The organism is Candidatus Chryseopegocella kryptomonas, assembly GCF_001536065.1.
Classification (GTDB): domain Bacteria; phylum Bacteroidota; class Ignavibacteria; order Kryptoniales; family Kryptoniaceae; genus Kryptonium; species Kryptonium kryptomonas.
Map to the genome: position 1 here is coordinate 37,732 of NZ_CZVW01000007.1, position 23,585 is coordinate 61,316.

Below are 23,585 nucleotides of genomic sequence, written 5' to 3' on the forward strand. Positions count from 1 at the left end.
CTGATATGCTTTTGAATTTTAAATATAAACTATAACCTGCAAAAAATCAAATTGATGTGTGAGATCAGGTTGGTGTAAGGATTAGAATTTTTTGAGCCACTTGACATTTAGGTGGAGGCTTTTTAAATTTTAAGTGCGAAATAAAAACTAAATCGGGAGAAAAACCATGGCAGGGAAGAAAATTTTGATGCTTGTTGGGGACTTCGTAGAAGATTACGAAGTCATGGTGCCTTTTCAGGCACTTCAAATGGTTGGGCATACTGTCCATGCGGTTTGCCCGGGGAAGAAAGCAGGTGAAAAGGTGAGAACTGCGGTTCACGATTTTGAGGGGGATCAAACTTACAGCGAAAAGCCCGGGCATAATTTCACACTTAATGCAACGTTTGATAATATCAAACCAGAGGAATATGATGCGCTTGTAATTCCGGGAGGTAGGGCTCCGGAATATATCAGGATGAATGAGAGAGTTCTTGAAATCGTCAGACATTTTGCGGAAAATAACAAGCCGATAGCAGCAATTTGCCATGGTGCACAGGTTTTAACAGCAGCTGGAGTTGTAAAGGGAAGGAAGATTAACGCATATCCAGCCGTAGGTCCGGAAGTTAAGGTTGCGGGTGGTGAATATGTTGAATTGCCTTGGGATAAAGCGATTGTAGATGGAAACATTGTTACTGCACCAGCTTGGCCAGCGCACCCTGAATGGCTTGCTAAGTTTCTTGAATTGCTCGGGACGAAGATAATTCACGAGGAGAAAGTCGCTGTGTAAATTTAAATTCAGGGGCGGGAGCAAAATCCCGCCCTTTTTATTTGCAACTTTTTGAGATTTTGTTTAATTTTATCCCGTGAAAACGGGGCGTAGCGCAGATGGTTAGCGCGCTTGGTTCGGGACCAAGAGGTCCCCGGTTCGAGTCCGGGCGCCCCGACTCCTTTTCTTACCCACCTGCATTTTGATTTTTAAACTTTTTTCACCAAAATTGTAAATTGAAAAATAAATTTTGCAACAAAAATGCGATTGATGGCTTTGCTTCTTTTTGCTTTTTTATTCACAAGTTGTAAAATTTTGAATTCACAAGAAGATGATTACATATACGAGCGGATTTATCTGTCAAAGATTGAATTAAAAGATACGGTAAAAGTTGGGGAGAAATTTGAAGTTAAAATTTACGGCAATTTCCCCACGCCTGGCTGGGAATTTTATAAAATTGAAGTGCAGGAATTACAAAACGAGTTTAAAATTACTCCAATTGCGAGAATAAGAAAAAATATAATTGTCCCACAAGTTCTTGTCCCATGTTCAACATCTGTTGAACTTGTATGTAAAAATTTTACGGACTTTCTCAAAATTTCTGTTATCGGTAGAGTTGACACATTGAGCAAAACAATAAAAGTTGTCTCTGAATAAATGCCAGCAGATATTGAAGTTGAGAAAAAAGATGAATTTTATCTTGCTCGTTGTCTTCAACTTGCTCTCAAAGGCAAGGGTTATGTAAGCCCGAATCCAATGGTTGGATGCGTAATTGTCAAGGACAATAAGATCATTGGTGAAGGTTACCATGCCAAATACGGGGAAGAACACGCCGAAGCAAATGCAATCAAAAACGCATCTGAAAGTGTTGAAGGTGCGACTTTATATGTGAATCTTGAGCCGTGCGTTCATTACGGGAAAACTCCGCCTTGCGTTGATTTGATAATTAAGTCAAAAATTAAAAGAGTTGTAATTGGAACGATTGATCCAAATCCACTTGTAAATGGCAAAGGAATTGAGAAACTCAAACAGGCTGGGATTGAAGTAAAAGTTGGAGTTCTTGAAAGGGAGTCAAAAAAGTTGAATGAGGCATTTTTCAAATTTATAACTCAAAAAATTCCTTTCGTTGCTTTGAAAATTGCTCAAACAATTGATGCAAAAATTGCTGATGCGGAAGGAAATTCAAAATGGATAACATCTGAACAATCACTTCATTATGTCCACCAGTTGAGAAGTGAATATGATGCAGTTTTAATCGGAAGTCGCACTGCAAAACTTGACAATCCAAACTTAACGGTTCGTCTCGTTGAAGGAAGAAATCCATTCAGAGTTATACTTGATTCAGCGTTGAGCTTGCCACTTGAATTAAATGTCTTTTCAGATAAATTTACAGATAAAACCATTGTCTTAACATCTGCGGGTTCGTTTAAGAGTAAAAAAGAAAAAGTTGAAAAGTTGAATTCGCTTGGTGTAAAGGTAATCCCAGTTAAATCAAGAAGGAGAAAACTTGATTTGAGAGAGGTTCTTGAAAAACTCGCTGAAAATGGCATAGCGTCTGTTCTTGTTGAAGGGGGTGGAAAAGTTTTCACAGAGTTTATAAAACATAAGCTTGCTGATAAAGTTTATATTTTCATTGCCCCGAAAATTCTCGGCAAAGGGATCCCGAGCATAAGCGACATAGGTATAAAATCAATTGGCGATATATTAACATTGAAAGAAATTTCAATTCAAAACTTTGGCGAAGATGTTTTGATAACTGGATATTTGTAAGCAGATTCTGTCATCGTTGAATTTTTATGATTTTGGGTTTAAATTAACTTCAAAAAATTTGATTTGCTATGACTCGTTCAAAAGTTGCAGTTTTGAAGACGAAGCCAGAGACAGTTTTGCAGGATATAGAAAAATTGATGAAGCTTGCGGATTTTGAAAGTTCGCTTGATAAAAATTCAGTTACAATTTTGAAAGATAACATTTCTTGGCATTTCCCTTATTTGAGTTCAAACACGACGCCGTGGCAACTTGAGGGTGTGATAATTGCTTTGAAAAACGCTGGTTTTGATAAACTTGTTGCAGTTCATAACAACACTGTTGTGACAAATCCTTTCAAAGGTGGAAAACTTAACAAGCTTGAGCCGATTTACAAGAAGTATGGGGTTGAAGAGAGATACAATTTTATTCCGAGTGATATAAAATGGATTCGTTATGAGCCGAAACACAGGATGCTTGCTTTAAACAAAGTTTATCCGGATGGGATTCACATTCCTGAATTTTTCATTGGTAAGAACATTGTTCATTTGCCGACAATGAAGACACATATTTACACGACCACGACGGGGGCGATGAAAAACGCATTTGGTGGGCTTTTGAACACAAGAAGACATTACACTCACACTTGGATACACGAAACACTTGTTGATTTGCTTGCCATTCAGAGGGAAATTCACACAGGGATATTTGCAGTTATGGATGGGACGATAGCAGGAAATGGACCTGGACCAAGGACAATGATTCCAGTTGAGACGGATTATATTCTTGCAAGTTCTGATCAGGTTGCGATAGATGCTGTTTCTGCAAAGATTATGGGATTTGATCCGATGAGCATAAAATACATTCGCCTTGCTCACGAGGCGGGTCTTGGGACGGGGGATCCAAGAGAGATTGAAATCGTTGGGGAGGATGTATCAAATGTAAATTTGAAATTTTTCGTTGGTGATAATGCAGCAAGTAGAGTTGGGGATATTCTTTGGTTTGGACCTTTGAAGGGGATACAGTATTTATTTTTCAGGACACCGCTTGTTTATGTTTTTGTTTTCGGTTCTTATTTTTATCACGATTTCATATGGTGGCCTTTGAAAGGGAAAAAGATCCAGGAGAAGTTAAGAAAGGAATCAAAGTGGGGGAAATTGTTTGAGAGTTATCCATTAGATTAAAACAAAAATGGGTTAAGAGATGAAAATCAAACGGAGAAAATTTTTGCAAGTGGCGGTAAGCTTACCTGCGCTGGGTTATCTGAACAATTTTAAATTCCAACAAAAAAGCGGGAAAGAAGAAGGGGAGATTGAAAAATTGATTGATCTTGTTAAGTTCAAGTATGAACGTGAATTCACGGAGGAGCAATTGAAAATGCTTCGCGAGGAAATTCAATCAAATTTAAGAAGAAGGGAAAGATTGTTAAGTTTTCAACTTTCAAATTGGGAAGAACCGGATTTCAAATTTCAAGTTTAAAAAATTAAGGGGTTGGATATGAACGAAAAAGATATTGCATTTGCTTCAATTCGCCAGCTTGCAAACTTGATAAAGCAGAAGAAAATTTCTCCTGTTGAATTGACAAAAATTTATCTTGAAAGATTGAAAAAATATGGCGAAAAACTTGGAGCTGTTGTGACGATAACGGAGGAGCTTGCATTAAAACAGGCACAGCAGGCGGAAAAGGAGATAATGTCGGGCAAATATCGCGGTTTATTGCACGGAATACCTTTCGGAGTTAAAGATTTGCTTGCAACGCGTGGGATACCGACAACCTGGGGAGCTGAACCATATCGGAATCAAGTTTTTGATTATGATGCAACTGTTGTTAAAAAACTTTATGACGCAGGCGCAATTCTCGTTGCGAAACTCGCAATGGTTGAACTTGCTGGAGGAATGGGATATGATGATGCTGATGCTTCATTTACAGGACCGGGAAGAACACCGTGGAATTTGAATTATTGGAGCGGGGGTTCATCAAGTGGTTCAGGTGCCGCTGTTTCCGCAGGACTTGTTGCATTTGCAATTGGCTCCGAAACTTCGGGCTCAATTTTAACACCAGCAGCTTTTTGCGGAATAACCGGGCTAAGACCAACTTATGGACTTGTAAGCAGGTTTGGAGCAATGGCTCTGTCCTGGACGCTTGATAAGCTCGGTCCTATGTGTAGAAGTGCTGACGATTGTGGAATTGTTTTATCTGCCATAGCTGGATACGATCCAAAAGATGAAACAACTGTGAAAAAAGATTTTAATTATGTTAAGAAATCACTCCCGCAGAGGAAACTCAAAATTGCAGTTATAAAAGGAACAACAGAAAAAGCACAGCCGGAGGTTAAGAAAAACTTTGAGGAATCTTTAAAAGTGATATCTGAATTTGCCGAACTTGAATACGATGTTGAATTTCCGGATTATCCTTGGGGTGCAGTTGTTGGGACGATTATTGATGCGGAAGGAGCAAGTGCGTTTTATGATTTGATTATCTCGGGTAGAGTTGCACAATTGCGAAATAAAAGAGATAAAATCGGTGGTTATGCTATGATACAGGTTTCGGCTGTTGAATATCTAAATGCAATGAGATTACGCAAAAAGATGAGAAAAGCTCTTGAAGAATTTTTATTAAAATATGATGCGATTGTTGCTCCAACGAGAGCAACGGTTGCTTATCCGATTGGAGTTGATTTTGACAAAGCTTATCCGGGAGTAAGTGGTGGTCCGGCGTTAATTCCAGCGGGAAATCTTGCAGGAGTCCCGGCAATATGCATGCCAAATGGATTTGGCGAAAATAATCTCCCAACATCAATTCAATTTATGGCGAAATCGTTCAGCGAAAAAGTTTTAATTCAAATAGCAAACGCTTATCAAGAAAGAACGGACTGGCATCTTAGAAGACCACCGCTTGAAGATTAATCAAGAACTTGAAAAATTCCGAATTTGAGATATTTCGTCTCTGGCATCGTTGGCAGGACTGGATGATCTGGGGAAGCACCCCGCCATTCAATGAGACGAAGTTTTTTTCTGGAAAAATTTGAACTTTCTATGATCACCTCCATAAATGTGTCATCATCAATGTGATGTGAGCAAGAAGCTGTTGCAAGGATTCCACCGGGATTTAAAATTTTCATCGCTGTTGAATTTATTTCACGATAACCAGCAAGAGCTGATTTAACTGTTCTCTTTGACTTTGTAAAAGATGGTGGATCAAGTATGACAATGTCAAATTTTTCACCATTTTTAAGATATTCACGGAGTTTATCAAAAACATCCGCAACTTCAAACTTTACATTTTCAAAGTTGTTCATCTTTGCGTTTTCCAAAGCTTTTTTAATTGCGGTTTCAGAAACATCAATTCCAATTACGCTTTCAGCACCTGCAAATGCACAATGGAGTGCAAAACCACCTTCATTTGTGAAGCAGTCAAGAATCTTTTTCCCCAAGGAAAATTTTCTTAACACTTTTCTGTTTTCTCTTTGATCCAGATAAAATCCCGTTTTCTGTCCTGAAAGAAGGTCAATTTTAAATTTTACCCCATCGTCATTAAAAATTATCTCTTTAACTTCACCACGTAGAATTCCTTTTCTGTTCTCAAGTCCTTCAAGTTCACGCAGTGGCGATTCGTTTCTTTCAACAATTCCCTTCGGCTTGAAAATATCTTCAAGGACATCGCAAATCAAATTTAATCTCAAATCCATCCCATAAGAAAAAGTTTGAACCGATAGAAACTCCTCATACTTATCAATCACAAGCCCGGGGAGGAAATCGCTTTCGCCGTGAACAAGCCGAAATGTTTCTGAATTCGGGAAAATGATTTTTCTGAAATTATACGCATTTAAAATTCTCTCTTTGAAAAAGTTAAAATCAATTTCAGTTTGCTCCCTGCTTAACAATCTAACAGATATAAGTGAGTGCGGATTAAAAAAGCCAATGCCAAGAAATTCACCGTTAAATTTATAAATCTCAACAACATCCCCAATTTTTGGATTACCTTTTATTTCTTTAATCTCGTTGCTAAAGATCCATAGATGTCCTTTTGAAACTCTCTTGTCCCCGTCCTTTTTCAGAATAACTTTTCCCATCTTTCACTTCGCAAATTGTCTTGTCCAGTATTTCCACCAAAACGGATAATCTTTTTCTTCATACTTTACTGCGACAAGTTCAACATCGTCAAACCAGACCCTGCCTTTCCCGTTTAAAACACATTTAACATTTATTTTTCCAGCATCTTTTCCTACAATTATCGCACAAGTGTAAACGAGCCAGTCATTAGTTCCAGTTAAAAGTTTCGTTGAGTTGAAAGATTTTAAATTTCCAAGCGTGTCATAAACTTCAATTCGCATAAATGCGGTGTCAGCGTTATAGGTTTTCACAGCGCCGTAAAGAATAAATTTTTTCTCCTTCGGAAAATTTGTTACCTCCTGAACAAGATAAGATTTTGAAGCAGGGTTGTCAGATGTTATATTTGCGCTAAATTTACCGTCAAACTTTTCAATGACATCTCTTTCAAAAAACGCTTCATTTCCTTCTCGTTCAAATTTCCAGCCCTTTGCTTCGTTTCCCTGCCCGATTTCAAAACTTGAATTAAAAATCAAGTTCTTAACATACTCAACCGAATAAGGTGCGTTTGCTTTTTCAATCTCAATTATCTCCTGTTTCTTCTTCGCAAGGAAAAAAAGCGATAGCCCAAGTAAAATTGGTATGGAAAATATGATTATTCTGAATTTTTTCATCGTTTATTCTTCAAGACCGAGTTGTTTTCTTCGCTCAAGTATTTCCCTTGCTTTTTCAAGCTGTTCAATTGTGTTGATGCCGTGAATTTCGTCCCAGTTTTCCGCCTTCAATGCTGAAATTTTCATATTGTGATGCGAAAAGTAGTAAAAAACATCGGTGAGATAGTATTCGCCCTGTGCGTTGTTGGGAGTTATGTGTTTAAGCGCTTCAAAAAGTGGTTCTTTTTTGAAAACATAAATTCCGGAGTTTATTTCTTTTATCTTTCGCTCTTCTTCTGTTGCATCTTTATGCTCAACAATTCTATCAACCGAACCATCTGGATTTCTGATAATTCTTCCATACCCAGTCGGATCGTCAACATCTGCGGTTAAAACGGTTGCGACGGCGTCTGTTTCATAGTGATATTTTAAAAGTTTTGTCATCGTCTTAACAGTCAAAAGCGGGACATCACCTGATAAAACGAGGACATCTCCATTGAAATTTTTTAAAAGTCCCTCTGTTTGCATAACCGCATGCCCAGTTCCAAGTTGTTCTTCTTGAATTGCAAACTCAACCAATGGAGCAATGCTTTTAACATATTCCATCACCACATCTCTATAATGTCCGACGACAACTATCACCCTATCGGAGTTAATTTTCAAAGCGAGATTTACGACATTTTTTATCATTGGTTCACCATTTAACTGAAACATAACTTTTGCGATGTCCGGTCTTTTCATCCTTGTGCCTTTCCCAGCTGCGAGTATAACTGTTGCAAGATTCCTTGGATGTCTGTAAGTGTAAAAAAATTCTCCCATACAACCTCCGTTTTAATTACGAACTTTTTCAAATTTTTCACTTAACAAATTCGGTTATGCTCCCGTATATAATTTGCTTAATTTTATTGTTTTCGTCAAGAATTATAACTTTTGGCTTGTGATTTAGAGCAATCTCTTCCGGATATTGCGCATATGAGATAATTATTATCTTATCTCCAACAGCCCCGAGCCGAGCTGCAGGTCCGTTTAGGCAAATTATTCCCGAGCCCCTTTCTCCTGGAATGGTATATGTTTCAAATCTCGCTCCGTTGTTAACATTTACAACTTGAACTTTTTCATAAGGCAGGATTTCAGCTGCTTCAAGCAATTCCTCATCAATTGTTATGCTCCCTTCGTAATAAAGTTCCGCTTGCGTTACGGTTGCGCCGTGAATTTTTGATTTACACATCTCACGAAAGATCCCCATCTTGTGTCAAATTTTGTTTTTAAATTTTTACCAGCGTGTTATCAATTAACCTTGTGCTTCCAATTCTTACAGCAAGAGCGATTAAATACTCTTTCCCCTCGCTCAAATTTTCAACTTTTTCAAGCGTATTCGGATCAACAATAGCAATGTAATCAATTTTTGCAGTTGGTTTTGATTTTATCAATTCTTCCATTTTGGAAATAATAACGCCTGAATTTCTTTCGCTTTCTTCAATTAATTTTTCGGCAAGTTTCAAACTTTGATAAAGCACCGTTGCATCTTTTCTTTCCGATTCCGAAAGATAAACATTCCTTGAACTCATCGCAAGACCGTCGGATTCACGGACGATTGGAGCAACAATTATTTCAATATCAAAATTTAAATCCCGAACCATTTGCTTTATTATCAGTGCCTGCTGTGCGTCTTTTTGACCGAAAACAGCGATGTGCGGTTTTGTTATGTTGAAAAGTTTTGCTACAACTGTTGTAACACCTCTAAAATGAGTTGGTCTGAATTCACCTTCAAGAACTTTCGTTAATTTTTCAACTTCAACATAAGTTAGGAAATTTTCTGGATACATTTCCTCAACGCTTGGATGAAAAATTATATCGCACCCAGCGGATTGAGCAAGTTTTACATCCCTTTCCAAGTCCCGTGGATATTTATCATAGTCCTCATTGGGAGCGAATTGCAACGGATTGACGAAAATTGTTGTAATTACAACATCGCTTTTTTCCTTCGCAATTCTAATTAAACTCAAATGTCCCTCGTGCAGATATCCCATCGTCGGGACAACGCCTATAATTTTCCCTTCTTTTCTCAATTCATCTGCGACCTTTTGCATTTCTTTAACTTTTGTTATTACCCTCATTTTTAAATCAATCTGTGTTTGAAAAAGCAAAAAATTCCACCGAAAATTTTTAGTGATTTCCCCAAAATTTACAAATAAAAAAGCGATAATTCAAACTTCAAAATCAATCAATCTCTTTCAATTTCCCCCGTGCGACTTTGTATCTTATAATTTTCGGAGTTGAGGGACAACACATTGGGTCATCTTCTCCGTGAACAACCATATCAATAAGTATGCTTCTATCTGACAAAATCTTGACAAAATTTACTTTGACTCTATCTCCAAGAACTTCGCCCGTTAGATATTCTGGTTTTCCATTTTGATTTAAGATGACCCCAACTTCATAAAAATATCCACTTCCTCCGCCTGTGCTTGCAAGTATGATCACAGCATCTTCATCTCCATCGCCGTCAACATCTCCAAACGCAATTTTATCCTCAACTAAACTAACTTCAAGATAATTTCTAAAACCTTCCTCCGTGGTCTCATCAAGCAAAAACTTTCCATTTTTAAGTTTTATGGTTGTGTCATAAGCGACGCAATGGACGGTTGCGTTTTTAATTTGTTGAATTTTTAATTTTCCATCTTTTTGAGCGAAAGCCCCAAGCGTAAAGAAAGCCAGCATTAAAATTGCAATTTTCATAATTCCCCCCATTTTTAATTTTAAATTTACTTTTTCAATCTGTGTGTTTTCAAAAAGTTCTGGACTTCGGAAACATTCATCGCATTTAAAACATCTTGTTTTGTGAGCATACCTTTTCTTGCAGTTCCAAGTGAAAGTATTGTGTAATAAATTTCTCCGATTGCGTGTGCATCTGGATTTATGCTTATCTTAACACCTTTGCTTCGTGCGTAATTTATGAATCTCCAATCAATGTCAAGTCGGTGCGGGTTTGCGTTAAACTCAATTGCGACGCCAAGTTTTGACGCCTCATCAATTATTTTTTTCATATCCACAGGATAACCATCTCTTCCAAGCAAAAGTCGTCCCGTCGGATGTCCGAGAATCGTCACATAAGGATTTTGCATCGCTTTTATGATTCTGTTTGTCGCCTCTTCTTCTGTCATTCTAAATTTGCTGTGAATTGACGCTATTACAAAGTCAAATTTTGAAAGAATTTCGTCTGAATAATCAAGTGAGCCGTCTGGCAAAATGTCAACTTCTGCACCCTTCAAAATTTTTATCTTGAACTTTTTCTGCAACTCATCTATTTCTTTCCATTGCTGAATTAATCTATCCTCGGTTAAACCACCTGCATAATATGCGGATTTGCTGTGGTCGGAAATTCCAACAAATTTGAAACCAAGTTTCTCACATTCTGCAATCATATCTTCAAGCGTGTCCGAGCCATCGCTGTAAGTTGAATGAATGTGAAAAACTCCGAGCAAATCTTTTTCCTGTATCAGTTCTGGAATTTCGCCATTTAACGCAAGTTCAATTTCATCAAATCCCTCCCTTATCTCTGGTGGGATGAATTTCATTTTAAACTTTTCAAAAATTTCAACTTCATTTGAAAAATCAATTTTATCTGCGTTCTTGTAAATTCCATCGTCTTTAAGTTCAAAGCCAAGTTTCCCGATGTGTTTTCCGAATTTTTCAAGAAATTCCTTACTTCCTGTAGTGTAAAAAACTTTAAACGCATAATCTTCATCAGAGAGTATAAAATCAACCGAAACGCCGAACTCGGAATGTAAACTGATGAAATTATCGTCAGATTTTAAAATTTTCGTGTGAGGGAAATTTTTTTGAATTGCTTCAATTGTCCTGTTAAAATTTTTCTGTTTAAGGTTTAAAACAACATCAATATCTCTTATTATCTCCTTTCGCCTTCGCCAGCTCCCAGTTATTGTAAAATCAATTACATCAAGATTTGAATTTACAAAATCTTCAATTGCCTTGACGATTGGGAAGATAAATGAGATGAGATGATATTCGGAACTTCGCTTCAATCTTTCAATTTCTTTTAAAACTTTATCTTGAATTGTCTTTCCAAATCCTTCAAGTTTCAAAAGGCGATTTTCTCTGCAAGCGTATTCAAGTTCAGCAAGCGTTGTGATACCAAGTTTTTCATAGATTGCTTTTATCCTCTTTGGACCAAGACCACGAATTTGAAGCAGTTCAAACAAACCCTCTGGAATTGATTTCTTCAATTCTTCATAGTATTTCAACTGCCCTGTATTGACAAGTTCTTTTATTTTTTCAAAAAGATTTGGACCTATTCCTTTTATTTTTGCAAGATCACCCGAATCAACAAGTTCTTTTAAATCGCCTTTTACATCACGGATAATCCTTGCTGCGTTTCTGTATGCTCTTACTTTAAATTCAACTTCTCCCTTCAATTCAAGTATATCTGCAATCTCTTCAAGTATTTCCGCAACTTGTTTTTTATCCATTTGACTATTGAAGTATTTTTGAGAAAAGAAAAATTTGAGATGATGTCATAAATATGCCAAGAACTGTTCCAGCGACAACTTGCCAGAATGTATGTGCTTTCAAATACAACCTTGACCATCCGACCAAAGGTATCAAAAGAAAAAGAGGCAAGGTTTTAAAGCCAAATATCCACGCAAGAACCGTAAGAGGACCGCTTAAACCAGCGGAGTGTGCGCTTATTTTCCATCTTGAATTTATCAGCATAATAAGAAATGTGTTTGAAACATAGCACCATTGCGATGCAAGTATGAGCCAATTTGCTTTGAAATAAAGTAAAATTAAAAATCCAACAAAAGAACTTAACACTGCAAAAAGATAAGGAATTGTTCTCTTTTCACGCTCGGGGATAAATGGATGCTCTATTTCGCCTTTGTGAATGAGATAATAAACGAACGCCGTTGGGAAAATTGATGTAAATGAAATTGTTGTGAAAGCAGAGATAAGTTTCATTTTTATGTTTGGTTCAAGATAAAATGAGATAATTAGAAAAGAAATTGAACTGACAAATTGAGGAGCGAAAATTGCTGAAATAAATTCTGCTGTCTTTTGTCTGTCTATGCTGTTTAAAAAATCGGAAAATCTTTCAGCGTATCTCATAAATGTGCTTTTTTACTTTTAAAAACTTACGCCAAATGTCAATGTCAGATTTATTCCGCCGAAATTTTTTATCGGTTTCCCACGCAACGATTCAATTCCCTTTGGATACGGAATGTAATAATATCTTATGCTTATTCCGCTTATTGTTCTCGGGTCAAGCCCGATGTATGCGCCAGCCCCAGCAAATAAATTTACTGTGTAATGAGACCTGCCGTATTTTAAACTGTTGAAAAATTCTTTATCATATGGAGTTGTAAAAATCAGAGTTGGACCGATGCCAGCCATCAAAAAAGGACGGAGATTGTCAGAGAGTTCATCTTTGAACAAACGATATTGAAATGAAAATGAAAGTGGCAAAACCATTATTCTGTTAACTTTATTCGGGACAAAAGTTTGCCCAGTCCACGGATCTATGTATTCAACTTCGTTTTCATCTTTTGCTGTCATAAAGTTTAAAGTTGCCTGAATAAAATAGACATCTTTGATTTTATACCTGTAAAATGTTCCAAATGCAAAGCCATTGCTTGCAACCGAAAGGTCAAGCCCCCACGATTTTTTTAATCCAAGCGTATCAATTAGTTTAAAATCAGACGGCGTTTCATAAACTATGATGCTATCTTTCATTGATGGCGGTTTTTCCGTCTTTTTATCCTGCGAGTAGGCAAGAGAATAAAAAAGCAAGACAATTAAAATTAAACGCTTCATTTTAAACACCTCGTTTTTGAGTTTTTACATTCAAAAACTTTAACTAATCCCTTTTAAGTCAAGTTCCTTTGGAAAAGAGCATTTCTCTGTTTAAAATTACAAATTCTTGTGAAAAATAAAAAAAGGCAGGGTTTATTTGTCCCTGCCCAATTTGAAGATAAAACGAGGTTTTGGTTCTTACTCAACGAGCCACTTCTTTCGTTCAATAATTTTTCTTGGCTCGCTTGTCGGTTTGGGCTCGTATTTTATCTCTTCAATTTCTTCTTCTTTCACATCTGGATACACATAAATTTCGTATCTAAAGTTTCGGAGAATGATTTCGTTTTCGTTGTGTGCAATTACATATTGAGGCAGAATTGGAATTTTTCCACCGCCACCGGGCGCATCAATCACATAATATGGAACCGCAAGACCTGATATATGCCCGCGCAATTTGTCCATTATTTCAATCCCAACTCTAAGTGGCGTTCTAAAAAGATTTGCTCAACGAGTTATATCCGCTTGATAAATGTAATACGGTCTAACTCTTATTGCCAAAAGTTTTTTCATAGTTCCTGCATAACATACGGATCGTCGTTTACGCCACGAAGAAGCACTGTTTGATTTCCAACAGGTATTCCAGCATCTGCGAGCATTTCACAAGCGCGTTTACTTTCAGGAGTTATCTCCCACGGGTGATTGAAGTGTGTGTTAACATAAATTGGATGATATTTTTTCAGCATATTGCACAGGTTTTCTGTGATTCTCTGCGGTAAAACACACGGCATCTTCGTCCCAATTCTTATTATCTCAACATGTGGGATTTCTCTCAACGCTTTTATAATTTTCTCAAGCATATAATCCGTGAGCATCAATGGATCGCCCCCGGACAAAATGACATCCCTTACCTCTGGATGATTTCTTATGTATTCAATTCCATCCTGAATAAATTTCATACTGATTTTGCTTGAATCACCAACTTTTCTCTTGCGTGTGCAAAATCTACAATACATTGAACATTGGCTCGTCACGAGGAAGAGAACTCTATCTGGATATCTATGTGTAATACTTGGCACAGGGCTCATTGCGTCTTCATCAAGCGGGTCTTCGGGCATATCTTCATCTGCAAGCTCTTCTATGTCAGGAAAACATTGAAGCCATATCGGATCGCCTTTGTATCTAATCAAGCTCAGATAATAAGGATTAATTCTCGCTGGATATCGTTCAATTATTTTTCTCATCAAATCTTTGTCCACGCCAAAAACTTCGGCGAAATCTTCTGCTGTTTCTACACTTTTTCTTAATAGTTCTTGCCAGAGCTCCATTTTTTACCTCCCTAAATATATTTTGCAAAAATTATTAAATCGTCATTTTGTTTGTAAAAATCTCTGATGCGGGCTGTTTCAATATACCCGCACGACTTGTAAAAAGCTCTCGTTTTTTGATATTTCTCCTGTGAAGATGTCTCTACAAGAATTAAGCTCCCTCCCATTTGTTTTATTTTTTCTTCAGCAAATTTCATTAAACTTTTTCCTATTCCATTTCCCTGTAAATCTGGATCAACAGCGATCCAGTAAATATCAAAAGTTGCAAGCGTTAAAGGTCTTTTGCCAAAGCATATATAACCAATCGCATTATCATAATCGTCAACTGCTGAATAAATTTCATATCCACTTTTTTCACCTTGGTTTAAAAACTCATCAATTATTTCAATCGCAACGTTTATTTCTTCTTCTGTGAACATTTCTGTTGAAATCAAAATTTTTTCAATTTTTTCTCTATCTTTACTTGTTAATTTTCTTATCAGCATAGGTTCTTTCAAGCGCTAATTCTGCAATTTTAATGATTGTTTCTGCTGGTGTTAATCCATAAACAGAAGCTGAACGCATAAACCCAGCGTTTCTTGACAGGTCAGGGTTTGGATTTACTTCAAGCACATAAGGATTTCCATCTTTATCAATTCGCATATCAACTCTTGCGTAATCTCTGCAACCCATAATTTTGTAACATGAAAGTGCGATCTCTTTCACTTTCGCTTCAAGTTCCGGTTCAAGTGGAGCTGGACACACAGGAATTGTCTTTTTGTAATACTCTGTATCTGGAATCCACTTTGCTTCATAGCTTACGATTTTTGGAAGGTTCGGTGGTAATTGCGAAAAATCTATCTCGGAAATTGGTAAAACGACAGGAGGATTGTTTCCAAGGATTGCAACATTTATTTCTCTTCCATCAATGAATTCCTCAACAAGAGCTGGCTGTTTAAATTGTTTCAGGATATGTTCAACTCGTTCGCTCAATTCTTTTATATCATAGACAACGGATTTTTCATTTATGCCTGCACTTGCATCTTCACGCACAGGTTTGACTATCAATGGAAAATTTAATTCAAGTTTTTTATAACCGTTGAAAGATTCTGTGAATAGTTCAAATTTTGCAGTTGGTATTTTATGGTGTGAGAGAATAATCTTTGTTTTTGATTTGTCAAGGCATAATCCAAGCGTCATTGGTGGTGCACCCGTGTAGGGAATTTTTAAAAGTTCATACAATCCAGCTGCAAAAACTTCTTCCTGTGAATCTAGCTCAACCATTTCGCAAAAGTTATAAATAAGGTCGGTTTTTAAATTTAGAAGGTCGTTAATAAATTTGCGTGCATTAAAAACAGGTAAAACTTTCACATTGAATCCACCGCTTTCAAGTGAGTTCACGATGAATTCAATTTCACCTTTGACTTCGGTAATTGAAGCATCGTTGATATTAATTGCAGGTTCAATCATCGTAGGGTCGTTATATATAACCGTTATTTCCAAACCTTTATACATAAAAAGCCCGTATTTTTGTTTTAACAGATTGATAATCAATCATTTTCTAAATCATGCCGTATCTTTTTAAAGCTGCATTTAAGACCTCGTTTATCATCTGATTGTAGGTTAACCCCGCTGCACGTGCTGCTTTTGGAAAGCAGGAATTATCTTCGGGATTTGGAAGGATTCCGGGCAACGGATTTACTTCAAGTATATTTGGAATTCCATTTTTATCAAGTCGCATATCAATTCTGCACCAGTCACGGCACCTAAGAACTTTAAATGTTGAAAGTGCGATTTTTTCTATCGTTTCTTTTAACTTATTATCTATTTCGGCGGGACATTGAAATATATCAAGTGGTTTTTCTCTTGTATCCCAAATCCATTTCGCTTCAAACGAGTAAATTGGTTTTGCTTCTGGTGGAAGTGAATCAAATTTAATTTCAATTATTGGTAAAACTTTTGCTGATTTTCCATTTCCGAGGATTGCAACTGTAAATTCTCTCCCGGGCAAAAATTCTTCAACAAGCGCTGGTTCATTGTAAGTTTTTATCACTCTCTCAATTTCAAGATAGAGTTCATTTTTATTTGAAACGACGGAAGAATTAAATATACCTTTGCTTGAACCTTCGTGTAGAGGTTTAACTATGAGTGGGAATTTAAGTTCAATTTCACCATCAAACTCGTCAAGGTTTTCAACTACGAAAAACTTTGCGGTTGGGATTTTGTAGTAAGATAAAATTTCTTTTGTTCTTGCTTTATCAAGGCAGATTGCAAGCGTAAGTGGGTCGCTTCCTGTGTAAGGAATGTTTAACATTTCAAGGATTGCGGGAATTTGCGCTTCTCTACTTGCCCCGTAGAAACCCTCTGCGATGTTGAAAACGATATCAGGTCTATTTTTTCTTAATTTTTCAAATGCATCTTCATTTGCTTCAATCAAGATGACATTGTGATTTTCTTCAAGCGCATTTTTTACTGCGTTTATCGTTTCCCAAGTGTCCCATTCAGCATAAGTGTCATCAACAGTTTGGAGTTTGTGTTCAGCATTTGACTTATTTAAGAACTTAACACTACTAAACGAATCATCACTGCCTGAATCATCTTGTCTTTCCTTCTTCAAATTAAACACAAGACCAACATTCATAAAGAAAGCGACTTTGTTTTAAATCCGTTTTCAACTATAAATATATAAATTTTTTTGAAAATGTCAAGAGATGTTTGAGATTTGATTGAGGACTTTAGAAATTTTAAACTGTTAAGTCGTTTAGTTTGATGATGCAATTTAACCCGACAATTTTTTGAGTGTTAAGAAAGTTTCAGGAAGGTTTAACAAAATTAAAAACCCTCTCTGCTGATGGAGAGGGTGCTGGATTAAATAAGAGTTATGATTTTGATCTTATTCTAAAATTTCCGGATCAACCTTGCGAAGCAAAAATTTGTGAATTTCTGCTTTAACTTGATAGTCCATTGACATAAGCAGGACAACTGCTTTATGACTGTTTGCTCTTTCTACTACCCCAACGAAACCTTTTAAAGGTCCATCAACCACGACGACATAATCCCCCGCACAAATTTCAAACTCATGTTCGCATTTTTCAGGCACATAAATGTGATTGTTTCCGTTAATTCGCTCTTTTATCGTTTCTATGATTGATTCTTTTATCGGTTTGGGTCTCCCATTGATGCCAAGAATTTTTCTCACCCCTCTTGTATAGATTACCATGTCAAACAGCGTTGGTTTCAACTTTGCGAAGACATAGCACGGGAAAAGCGGAACGGTAATAGCTCGTTTTTTTGCTCTTATTAATCTTATTTCTTTAATTTTTGGATTGAAAACTTCAATGTTTGCAAGTGTTAAATATGATTCAACGAGATTTTCTTGTTTTGGCTTTGTTTGAAGGACATACCAGTTTAAATCCAACTTTGATCACCTCGCTTAAATTTATTTTTGAAACAGTGAAAATACTCCACCAGAAAAAAATTTGAAATTCCTCCCGCCGTAGAGAACAATCTTAAAATTTGATTATTGCAAAAATTTTCAGCTTACCCTCTTCACTTTACCCCAAACTCTTCACTTTTTGCCCTCACCTTTATCTCTATCTGCGCCGTAATAATCGTAATACCTGTAATAGCGATAATATCTGTAATAAGTTCCATAAGTTGAGCTTGCATCAAAGTTGTTCAGAAGGACACCAATTACAGTTCCACCCACTCTTTGGATCATTTCCCTTGCTTTGTCAAGGACATCAATTTCGGTTTTTCCAGCAGATGCGACAAGTAGGACTCCATCAACTTGGCTTGCTATGATCAAAGCGTCTGTTACAGCAACAAGCGGTGGCGTATCAAATATAACCATCTCATAATTTAATTTGAGATATTCAATGAATTCTTTCATTTTTTCAGAGCCAAGCAATTCCGCTGGATTTGGTGGAACAACACCGCACGGAACAAGGTATAGATTTTCAACCTCGGTTTGCTTGAAAATTTCTTCAATTTCAGCTCTACCGAACAAATAATCTGTAAGCCCAGGTTCTCTTTTAACGCCAAAAACTCTGTGTAGGACAGGTCTTCTAAGGTCGGTATCAAGCAAAACTGTTTTTAAACCAGCACTTGCCATTGTAATTGCAAGGTTTGAAGCGGTTGTTGACTTACCTTCTTTTGGTGCACTGCTTGCGACGACGATAGATTTAATTTTTTTATCAAGTTTTGCAAATTGTATTCCGGTTCTTAAAACTCTGTATGCTTCTGCGATGTGCGATTTCGGGCTAAGGTGTGTTATTAAATGAGCTGCGATGTTTCGTCCTTCGTCCTTTTTGAGCTGTTTCCCATCAAGTTTTGTTTCAACTTCAATTATCGGAATTGCAGAAAGAACTGTAAATCCACGTTTTTCAATTTGTTCTGGCGTCTTTATCGTTCTATCAAAGTATTCCTTGACGAAAACAATCCCAACCCCAAGACCGAGCCCAACGATTATGCTGAGAATTAAATTGAGATGTATCTTTGGACTTACAGGTTTTAATCCCGGGGTTGCATAGTCAATTATTTGGACATATCCAAATTGAGATTGCTCTGCTATCATTGCTTCTTGATATTTTTCCTCAATTAAAAGGTAAAGTTTTTCACTGCTCATTCTCGCGCGTTCAAGCCGTGCGTAGTCAATTAATTTCGCCGGTATCGTTTCAAATTTTCTGTTTAATTGCTCAATTAATCTTTCAAGTTCTCTCTTTTTCGCTTCGTATGCTGTTAGTTCAATTTCGGTTAACAAAATTTTCTGTTTCAGCTCTTTTACAAATCCAGTCGGGTCATAGGTTTGAGTCCCGGGGCTTCCAGAACTGGCAAATCCAGTCTTTAAAAATTCTGCTATTTTTTCCTGTAATTTCTTTCTTAATGATGCAAGCTGCTCATCTATTTCTCTCAAGCTCTTATTCAAAACTTCTTGGCTTCCAACTTTTGGATTTTGAGCAATAATTTGATCCCTCGTGACTTCAAGTTTTGCTATCTCTTCTTGCAGATATTTTATGTATGGGTCAAGTGCCTCGGTTGCGACTTTGACAAATTCTGGTTCAATCTGTTTAATCTGTTCAAGGTATGCATTCAATTTTTTCTCCGCTGATGAAATTTCAACAATTGCTTCACCGCGTTTTGATTCAAGGTTAGCAAGTTGTTCAATAAGTTTTTTTGATTCCTCGTCAAGTGCGACGACACCAGCTGATTTCATATAACTTTCAAGCTGGTTCTCCGCCTGATCAAGCAGTTTCTTTTTATCTGCAAGCTGTTCCTCAAGAAACTTTCTTACGCTTCTTGATTCATTTCGGCTCATCATAAGGTTTCTCTCATAGTAGGCGTCTGCAAAAGTATTGGCTATTAAAGCTGCTTCTTTTGGATTTTTGCTTCGGACGGTAATTTTTATTATGTCTGCATCGCGCGGGGATTCAATTTTAACATCTTTTTCAAACCTTTCAATTATCGTCTCAATTTTTGCAAATGGCTTAATTCCCTCTTTCAGTTCTTTCCTTGATGGTTTGATTATGAGGATTGTATCTTTTTTATCGTTGAGGTCAACATAAACTCTGTCAATTAACTTCTTTGCAACTGCCTCTGCAAGGGAGCGACTTTTCAAAATTTCAATTTCATTTTTAATGTTCCTTTGCTCAGAAAGTCCAGTTATGTCAAATGCCTCTGTTAAGCCAAGCCCCTTCTTCCCCCTTTCAATCAAGACAACCGCCGTTGACTCATAAATCGGATCCTGCATAAATGTAAAGATCGCAGTTGCGAGAACTACAAGTATGAATATCAAAATTACTAACCACTTGCCCCTGTAAAGAACCTGTATAACTTCATATAAGTTGATAGTTTCTTCCTCAGTTTGAAAAAAAGGTTGCCCGTTAACATTTGTTTTTTCCATAGTTGTTAAGAACGCTCATTTTGTTTTCCCGTAAAAATTTTGTTCACTTCACAATATAAAAAGTCAAAAAATAAAAGTCAAGTATTTGCTATGTGTTTTAAATCACAATTAGGGGTCTGGATAATAGTCCACACCATTTGCTCAATATTAGCCAGGAGTTTTTTGTTTTGATGCTATGGGATTTAAGAAAGTTTAAATTTTTTGGCTTTCAAAATTATGGCACAGGCTTTGAAATATCTTTTATTTGAAAAGTTAAACAAAGTCAGGATTGAGTTTAAATGAAGGTTAAAAAATTTGTTGCACCAACTTTAAAGGAAGCAACGGAGATGATGAAGAGAGAACTTGGGGAGGACGCTATCGTCCTTGGGACAAGGAGAATTAGACAGCCGGGAATTTTCGGCTTTTTCAAGCCAGATTTGATAGAGGTCATCGGGGCAATTGAAGAAGAAAAGGTTAAGAGTAAGAATGAATCCGGGGCGGATAACGCTGTTGAACTTTTAAGGAAAATGACAAATGAGATTGAAGCAAAAAGAAAAAATTTATTCAGCGACGATGGGCAAAAGGTTGAGTTTGAAAAGTATAATTACACCGAGATAAAAAGTGAGCTTGAAGAGGTCAAGCAGGCGTTAAATGAGTTAACAGAGCATTTGAAGTATAAGGGTTCGGCACAATACCCATCTGTTTTGAAGAAAGCATTTTTGAATCTGGTTGAAAAAGAAGTTGAAGAGGAGTTGGCAAATAAGATAATTCGCACGGTTTTAATGAAATTAAGTGGGGAAGAGTTAAGAGATGAAAAGCTTGTTGAAAGCGAGGTGATAAATGTTATTTCTGAGATTTTGAGATTTTCAAAACCTGTTAAGCCAGTAAGAAGAAAAACATTTGTCCTTGCGTTTATCGGTCCAACAGGGGTTGGGAAGACGACCACTGTTGCGAAGTTAGCAGCAATTTACAAACTCTTTGAAAATGCACGCGTTGCTCTTATCTCAGCGGACACTTACAGAATTGCAGCAATTGAGCAACTTCAAACATTTGCAAATATAGCAAACATTCCAATGGATGTTGCATATACGCCCGAGGATATGAGCCGGCTTGTGAGAAAACATCAAGACAAAGATATAATTTTAATTGACACAGTCGGGAGGAATCAAAGACAATCGGAGCATATATCAGAACTTGGGAAATTTATAAAAAGTGCTGATCCAGACGAAGTTCATCTTGTTTTGAGCGCAACATCAAGTTATAAAAACATGCTTGATGTTTATAATCGTTTTAAATCGCTTCTTCCAAATAGATTGATTTTCTCAAAAGTTGATGAAGCTGTTTCGCTCGGATATATTCTCAATGTCGCTTATAAAACGAAGTTACCCCTTTCTTACATAACCACAGGTCAAAATGTCCCAGATGATATTGCGGTTGCGGAGCCCAAAGTAATTGCAAACTTAATTTATAAGGAAGTTTTGATATGATTTTTGATCAAGCGGAAAAATTACGAAATCTGGTTCGTGAAAAAATTCAAAGTGAGAATTACAACGCACATGTCATAGCAATTGGAAATGGCAAAGGCGGGTGCGGGAAAACGAACATAATTTTAAATCTCGCTTTGATTTTAAGCAAAAATGGAAAGAAAGTTTTGATTTATGATGCGGATTTAAATCTTGCAAATGTTGATATTCTACTTGGTGTATCGCCGAGGTATAGATTTCTTGATTTCATTCGTGGTGATGTCGGGCTTGATGATGTTTTAATTGATGTGAGAGAGAACTTAACACTTTTGCCTGCAAATTCGGGATCTTTGAACTTTCCCAAAATTTCGGGCGATAGATTGATACAAATCATAAAAGAGATCCTCCAGATGGAGAAAAATTTTGATTTTATTCTAATTGACACGCCAGCTGGGATTTCGGATGAAGTTATAAAGATACTTGGTTATTCTGATGATTACATTCTCGTTGCGACGCCAGAGCCAACTTCAATTATGGATGCTTATGCAGTTGTAAAACTTGTTTATTATCAAACTGGTAAATCAAATGTTAAGTTAATTGTCAACAATATCAATGGCTCTGTTGATCCTGTTGATGTCGCAAATAGATTATCTTTTGCGTGCGAAAAATTTCTCGGTGTAAAGATAAATTACATCGGCTCAATTCCTTATGACCCAGCTGTTTCAAGATCTGTTATGCTTCAAAAGCCATTTGTGGAATTGTTCCCGAGGTCAGGTGCTTCAATTGCTTTGAATAAAATTGCGTCAAATCTTCTCTCGCTTGACAGGGTTAAAAAACAAAAATCATTTTTCGGGAGGCTGGTTGAAGTATGCGGTCTATAATTTTTCAAATTGGGCTTCTTTTGTTTTTTGTCTCAATTGTAACACTTTGGTTGCAGGGGACTGATATAATCGTCGCAGTTGTCAAGTCGTTTGTTCTTTTTGTTGCATCAACAATGCTTATGTTCATTCTCGCTTATCTGTTTATCTATCTGAAACAAGGTGAGAACGGGATGAAAACGGATTTTAACGAAGCAAAGAATGGCTCATCTGAAGCCCAAGAGTTCAAAGGTTTAAATGTTCAAAGTTAAAATTTAACGGGAGGTTGAGATTATGTCGTCTGTGGGTTTAATGCATAAGGAAGGAAATGATACGCCAGAAAAACTTTTCAAACTTTACAGAAGAACTCGTGATCCAGAGATAAAAAAGAAGTTGATGATTCTTTATGCGGATTTTGTGCGAAACATTGTCAGGAAAATGAATTTGACATTTGCTGGCTCGCTTCTTGGTGAGGATGACCTCGTTGATATGGGAATGCTTGGGTTAAGCGATGCGATTGACAAGTTTGACCCCAAAGTTGGTGTTAAGTTTGAAACTTACGCCTACACAAGGATAAGGGGTAGCATAATTGACGAGATGAGAAAGCTTGATAATCTTTCAAGGTCTGTTAGAAATAAAATTGACAAAGTTGATAAAGCTCGCATCAAAGTTGAAAACGAAGTTGGAGATAGAGCAGGGCGTTATCTTATCGCAGATGAAGCCGGTTTAAGCATTGAAGAATATGACCACATTGCAACAATTGAACAAACTTCAAAAAGAGTGTCTTTCAACCTTGACATCGGAGATAACATTGAACTTGGTGATTTGATAAAAAGCGATGGCAAAAATCCAGAAGAAGATTTGCTTGAAAATGAGATAAAGCAAGCGATTGCGGATGAATTGAAAAAATTGCCGGAAAATGAGCGTCTCATCATCGTGCTTTATTACTATGAGGAGTTGACATTCAAAGATATTGCGGAGATTTTAAAGTTGAGCGAGTCAAGGGTTTCACAACTTCACGCTGGGGCTTTGAGGAAAATTCGTGAATCATTGAAAAGCAAATTTTCATTTTAAA

At 36.8% G+C, this 23,585-nt stretch carries 26 protein-coding genes and 1 tRNA gene; 11 read left to right on the forward strand and 16 right to left on the reverse strand.

Going from position 1 to position 23,585, the window contains the following annotated elements; translation table 11 throughout:
- Positions 1-166 precede the first annotated feature (166 nt).
- The 7 genes from AWW83_RS04075 (at position 167) to AWW83_RS04105 (ending at position 5,398) form a co-directional block, all read left to right on the forward strand.
- The gene (locus tag AWW83_RS04075; RefSeq protein WP_092348894.1) at positions 167-766 is read left to right on the forward strand and encodes a DJ-1/PfpI family protein; all 600 of its coding nucleotides are present in this window, start codon (positions 167-169) and stop codon (positions 764-766) included.
- An 83-nt stretch (positions 767-849) separates the two neighbouring features.
- Positions 850-923: transfer RNA gene (locus AWW83_RS04080), tRNA-Pro, on the forward strand.
- Positions 924-1,006: 83 nt separating this feature from the next.
- Entirely contained in the window at positions 1,007-1,402 is a 396-nt protein-coding gene (locus AWW83_RS04085; protein ID WP_143713882.1) for a hypothetical protein, read from the forward strand.
- Positions 1,403-2,515, forward strand: coding sequence for a bifunctional diaminohydroxyphosphoribosylaminopyrimidine deaminase/5-amino-6-(5-phosphoribosylamino)uracil reductase RibD (ribD, locus tag AWW83_RS04090; RefSeq protein ID WP_092348899.1), 1,113 nt, complete (start codon positions 1,403-1,405; stop codon positions 2,513-2,515).
- Between the two features lie 68 nt (positions 2,516-2,583).
- A complete protein-coding gene (locus tag AWW83_RS04095) occupies positions 2,584-3,675 on the forward strand; it encodes a DUF362 domain-containing protein (protein ID WP_092348902.1) in 1,092 nt (363 codons plus the stop codon).
- A 19-nt stretch (positions 3,676-3,694) separates the two neighbouring features.
- The gene (locus tag AWW83_RS04100; RefSeq protein ID WP_092348905.1) at positions 3,695-3,970 is read left to right on the forward strand and encodes a hypothetical protein; all 276 of its coding nucleotides are present in this window, start codon (positions 3,695-3,697) and stop codon (positions 3,968-3,970) included.
- A gap of 18 nt (positions 3,971-3,988) precedes the next feature.
- Positions 3,989-5,398, forward strand: a complete 1,410-nt coding sequence (locus tag AWW83_RS04105; RefSeq protein WP_092348907.1) for an amidase — start codon at positions 3,989-3,991, stop codon at positions 5,396-5,398.
- On the opposite strand, the gene AWW83_RS04110 is transcribed toward AWW83_RS04105, so the two are convergent.
- From AWW83_RS04110 to AWW83_RS04180, 16 genes are all read right to left on the reverse strand, one after another.
- On the reverse strand, positions 5,395-6,564 hold the full coding sequence (locus AWW83_RS04110; RefSeq protein ID WP_092348910.1) for a class I SAM-dependent rRNA methyltransferase: 1,170 nt from the start codon (positions 6,562-6,564) through the stop codon (positions 5,395-5,397). The two genes, AWW83_RS04105 and AWW83_RS04110, sit on opposite strands and share 4 nt — an antisense overlap.
- Before the next feature lie 3 nt (positions 6,565-6,567).
- Positions 6,568-7,215, reverse strand: a complete 648-nt coding sequence (locus AWW83_RS04115; RefSeq protein WP_092348913.1) for a hypothetical protein — start codon at positions 7,213-7,215, stop codon at positions 6,568-6,570.
- 3 nt (positions 7,216-7,218) lie between these two features.
- The gene (locus tag AWW83_RS04120; protein ID WP_092348916.1) at positions 7,219-8,013 is read right to left on the reverse strand and encodes a sugar phosphate nucleotidyltransferase; all 795 of its coding nucleotides are present in this window, start codon (positions 8,011-8,013) and stop codon (positions 7,219-7,221) included.
- A 37-nt stretch (positions 8,014-8,050) separates the two neighbouring features.
- Positions 8,051-8,440, reverse strand: a complete 390-nt coding sequence (gene panD, locus AWW83_RS04125; RefSeq protein WP_420021879.1) for an aspartate 1-decarboxylase — start codon at positions 8,438-8,440, stop codon at positions 8,051-8,053.
- 19 nt (positions 8,441-8,459) lie between these two features.
- Positions 8,460-9,311, reverse strand: coding sequence for a pantoate--beta-alanine ligase (gene panC, locus AWW83_RS04130; RefSeq protein ID WP_092349137.1), 852 nt, complete (start codon positions 9,309-9,311; stop codon positions 8,460-8,462).
- 103 nt (positions 9,312-9,414) lie between these two features.
- Complete coding sequence (locus tag AWW83_RS04135) at positions 9,415-9,933, reverse strand: hypothetical protein (protein ID WP_143713883.1); 519 nt, start codon at positions 9,931-9,933, stop codon at positions 9,415-9,417.
- Positions 9,934-9,959: 26 nt separating this feature from the next.
- Positions 9,960-11,684, reverse strand: a complete 1,725-nt coding sequence (gene polX, locus AWW83_RS04140; protein WP_092348922.1) for a DNA polymerase/3'-5' exonuclease PolX — start codon at positions 11,682-11,684, stop codon at positions 9,960-9,962.
- Positions 11,685-11,688: 4 nt separating this feature from the next.
- Complete coding sequence (locus AWW83_RS04145; protein ID WP_092348925.1) at positions 11,689-12,321, reverse strand: phosphatase PAP2 family protein; 633 nt, start codon at positions 12,319-12,321, stop codon at positions 11,689-11,691.
- A gap of 18 nt (positions 12,322-12,339) precedes the next feature.
- Positions 12,340-13,026: a porin family protein gene (locus AWW83_RS04150; protein WP_092348928.1), complete on the reverse strand. Its 687-nt coding sequence runs from the start codon at positions 13,024-13,026 to the stop codon at positions 12,340-12,342.
- 177 nt (positions 13,027-13,203) lie between these two features.
- Complete coding sequence (locus AWW83_RS10185; RefSeq protein ID WP_320409422.1) at positions 13,204-13,467, reverse strand: hypothetical protein; 264 nt, start codon at positions 13,465-13,467, stop codon at positions 13,204-13,206.
- A 104-nt stretch (positions 13,468-13,571) separates the two neighbouring features.
- Positions 13,572-14,330: a KamA family radical SAM protein gene (locus tag AWW83_RS04155; protein ID WP_320409423.1), complete on the reverse strand. Its 759-nt coding sequence runs from the start codon at positions 14,328-14,330 to the stop codon at positions 13,572-13,574.
- 11 nt (positions 14,331-14,341) lie between these two features.
- The gene (locus tag AWW83_RS04160; RefSeq protein ID WP_092348930.1) at positions 14,342-14,815 is read right to left on the reverse strand and encodes a GNAT family N-acetyltransferase; all 474 of its coding nucleotides are present in this window, start codon (positions 14,813-14,815) and stop codon (positions 14,342-14,344) included.
- Positions 14,790-15,824 carry a D-alanine--D-alanine ligase family protein gene (locus tag AWW83_RS04165; protein ID WP_092348933.1) on the reverse strand — a complete coding sequence of 345 codons (1,035 nt, stop codon included), beginning with the start codon at positions 15,822-15,824 and terminating at the stop codon, positions 14,790-14,792. Before AWW83_RS04165 ends, AWW83_RS04160 begins: the two co-directional genes overlap by 26 nt.
- Positions 15,825-15,870: 46 nt before the next feature.
- Positions 15,871-16,950 carry a D-alanine--D-alanine ligase family protein gene (locus AWW83_RS04170; RefSeq protein ID WP_092348936.1) on the reverse strand — a complete coding sequence of 360 codons (1,080 nt, stop codon included), beginning with the start codon at positions 16,948-16,950 and terminating at the stop codon, positions 15,871-15,873.
- A 252-nt stretch (positions 16,951-17,202) separates the two neighbouring features.
- Entirely contained in the window at positions 17,203-17,727 is a 525-nt protein-coding gene (nusG, locus tag AWW83_RS04175; protein ID WP_092348939.1) for a transcription termination/antitermination protein NusG, read from the reverse strand.
- A 150-nt stretch (positions 17,728-17,877) separates the two neighbouring features.
- Entirely contained in the window at positions 17,878-20,211 is a 2,334-nt protein-coding gene (locus AWW83_RS04180; RefSeq protein WP_092348942.1) for a GumC family protein, read from the reverse strand.
- A 278-nt stretch (positions 20,212-20,489) separates the two neighbouring features.
- Between AWW83_RS04180 and flhF the strand changes: the two genes are divergently transcribed.
- From flhF to AWW83_RS04200, 4 genes are read left to right on the forward strand one after another with little or no spacing between them, the layout of a single operon-like run.
- The gene (gene flhF / locus AWW83_RS04185) at positions 20,490-21,677 is read left to right on the forward strand and encodes a flagellar biosynthesis GTPase FlhF (RefSeq protein WP_092348945.1); all 1,188 of its coding nucleotides are present in this window, start codon (positions 20,490-20,492) and stop codon (positions 21,675-21,677) included.
- Positions 21,674-22,534, forward strand: coding sequence for a MinD/ParA family protein (locus AWW83_RS04190; protein WP_092348948.1), 861 nt, complete (start codon positions 21,674-21,676; stop codon positions 22,532-22,534). The genes flhF and AWW83_RS04190 overlap by 4 nt, the downstream gene beginning before the upstream one ends.
- Entirely contained in the window at positions 22,522-22,782 is a 261-nt protein-coding gene (locus AWW83_RS04195; protein ID WP_092348951.1) for a hypothetical protein, read from the forward strand. The genes AWW83_RS04190 and AWW83_RS04195 overlap by 13 nt, the downstream gene beginning before the upstream one ends.
- A 22-nt stretch (positions 22,783-22,804) precedes the next feature.
- Positions 22,805-23,584, forward strand: a complete 780-nt coding sequence (locus tag AWW83_RS04200) for a sigma-70 family RNA polymerase sigma factor (protein WP_092348954.1) — start codon at positions 22,805-22,807, stop codon at positions 23,582-23,584.
- The last annotated feature ends 1 nt before the right edge of the window (position 23,585 follow it).

Bases quoted from the DNA above. Each gene is read 5' to 3' on its own strand.
- AWW83_RS10185 (WP_320409422.1), bottom strand. From the start codon at position 13,467: ATGGACAAATTGCGCGGGCATATATCAGGTCTTGCGGTTCCATATTAT.
- AWW83_RS04165 (WP_092348933.1), bottom strand. From the start codon at position 15,824: ATGTATAAAGGTTTGGAAATAACGGTTATATATAACGACCCTACGATG.
- AWW83_RS04155 (WP_320409423.1), bottom strand. From the start codon at position 14,330: ATGGAGCTCTGGCAAGAACTATTAAGAAAAAGTGTAGAAACAGCAGAA.
- AWW83_RS04190 (WP_092348948.1), top strand. From the start codon at position 21,674: ATGATTTTTGATCAAGCGGAAAAATTACGAAATCTGGTTCGTGAAAAA.
- AWW83_RS04150 (WP_092348928.1), bottom strand. From the start codon at position 13,026: ATGAAGCGTTTAATTTTAATTGTCTTGCTTTTTTATTCTCTTGCCTAC.
- polX (WP_092348922.1), bottom strand. From the start codon at position 11,684: ATGGATAAAAAACAAGTTGCGGAAATACTTGAAGAGATTGCAGATATA.
- AWW83_RS04085 (WP_143713882.1), top strand. From the start codon at position 1,007: ATGCGATTGATGGCTTTGCTTCTTTTTGCTTTTTTATTCACAAGTTGT.
- ribD (WP_092348899.1), top strand. From the start codon at position 1,403: ATGCCAGCAGATATTGAAGTTGAGAAAAAAGATGAATTTTATCTTGCT.
- AWW83_RS04180 (WP_092348942.1), bottom strand. From the start codon at position 20,211: ATGGAAAAAACAAATGTTAACGGGCAACCTTTTTTTCAAACTGAGGAA.
- AWW83_RS04075 (WP_092348894.1), top strand. From the start codon at position 167: ATGGCAGGGAAGAAAATTTTGATGCTTGTTGGGGACTTCGTAGAAGAT.
- panC (WP_092349137.1), bottom strand. From the start codon at position 9,311: ATGAGGGTAATAACAAAAGTTAAAGAAATGCAAAAGGTCGCAGATGAA.
- AWW83_RS04160 (WP_092348930.1), bottom strand. From the start codon at position 14,815: ATGCTGATAAGAAAATTAACAAGTAAAGATAGAGAAAAAATTGAAAAA.
- AWW83_RS04200 (WP_092348954.1), top strand. From the start codon at position 22,805: ATGTCGTCTGTGGGTTTAATGCATAAGGAAGGAAATGATACGCCAGAA.
- AWW83_RS04145 (WP_092348925.1), bottom strand. From the start codon at position 12,321: ATGAGATACGCTGAAAGATTTTCCGATTTTTTAAACAGCATAGACAGA.
- flhF (WP_092348945.1), top strand. From the start codon at position 20,490: ATGAAGGTTAAAAAATTTGTTGCACCAACTTTAAAGGAAGCAACGGAG.
- AWW83_RS04170 (WP_092348936.1), bottom strand. From the start codon at position 16,950: ATGAATGTTGGTCTTGTGTTTAATTTGAAGAAGGAAAGACAAGATGAT.
- AWW83_RS04135 (WP_143713883.1), bottom strand. From the start codon at position 9,933: ATGAAAATTGCAATTTTAATGCTGGCTTTCTTTACGCTTGGGGCTTTC.
- AWW83_RS04115 (WP_092348913.1), bottom strand. From the start codon at position 7,215: ATGAAAAAATTCAGAATAATCATATTTTCCATACCAATTTTACTTGGG.
- AWW83_RS04100 (WP_092348905.1), top strand. From the start codon at position 3,695: ATGAAAATCAAACGGAGAAAATTTTTGCAAGTGGCGGTAAGCTTACCT.
- AWW83_RS04095 (WP_092348902.1), top strand. From the start codon at position 2,584: ATGACTCGTTCAAAAGTTGCAGTTTTGAAGACGAAGCCAGAGACAGTT.
- AWW83_RS04195 (WP_092348951.1), top strand. From the start codon at position 22,522: ATGCGGTCTATAATTTTTCAAATTGGGCTTCTTTTGTTTTTTGTCTCA.
- AWW83_RS04105 (WP_092348907.1), top strand. From the start codon at position 3,989: ATGAACGAAAAAGATATTGCATTTGCTTCAATTCGCCAGCTTGCAAAC.
- AWW83_RS04110 (WP_092348910.1), bottom strand. From the start codon at position 6,564: ATGGGAAAAGTTATTCTGAAAAAGGACGGGGACAAGAGAGTTTCAAAA.
- AWW83_RS04120 (WP_092348916.1), bottom strand. From the start codon at position 8,013: ATGGGAGAATTTTTTTACACTTACAGACATCCAAGGAATCTTGCAACA.
- panD (WP_420021879.1), bottom strand. From the start codon at position 8,440: ATGGGGATCTTTCGTGAGATGTGTAAATCAAAAATTCACGGCGCAACC.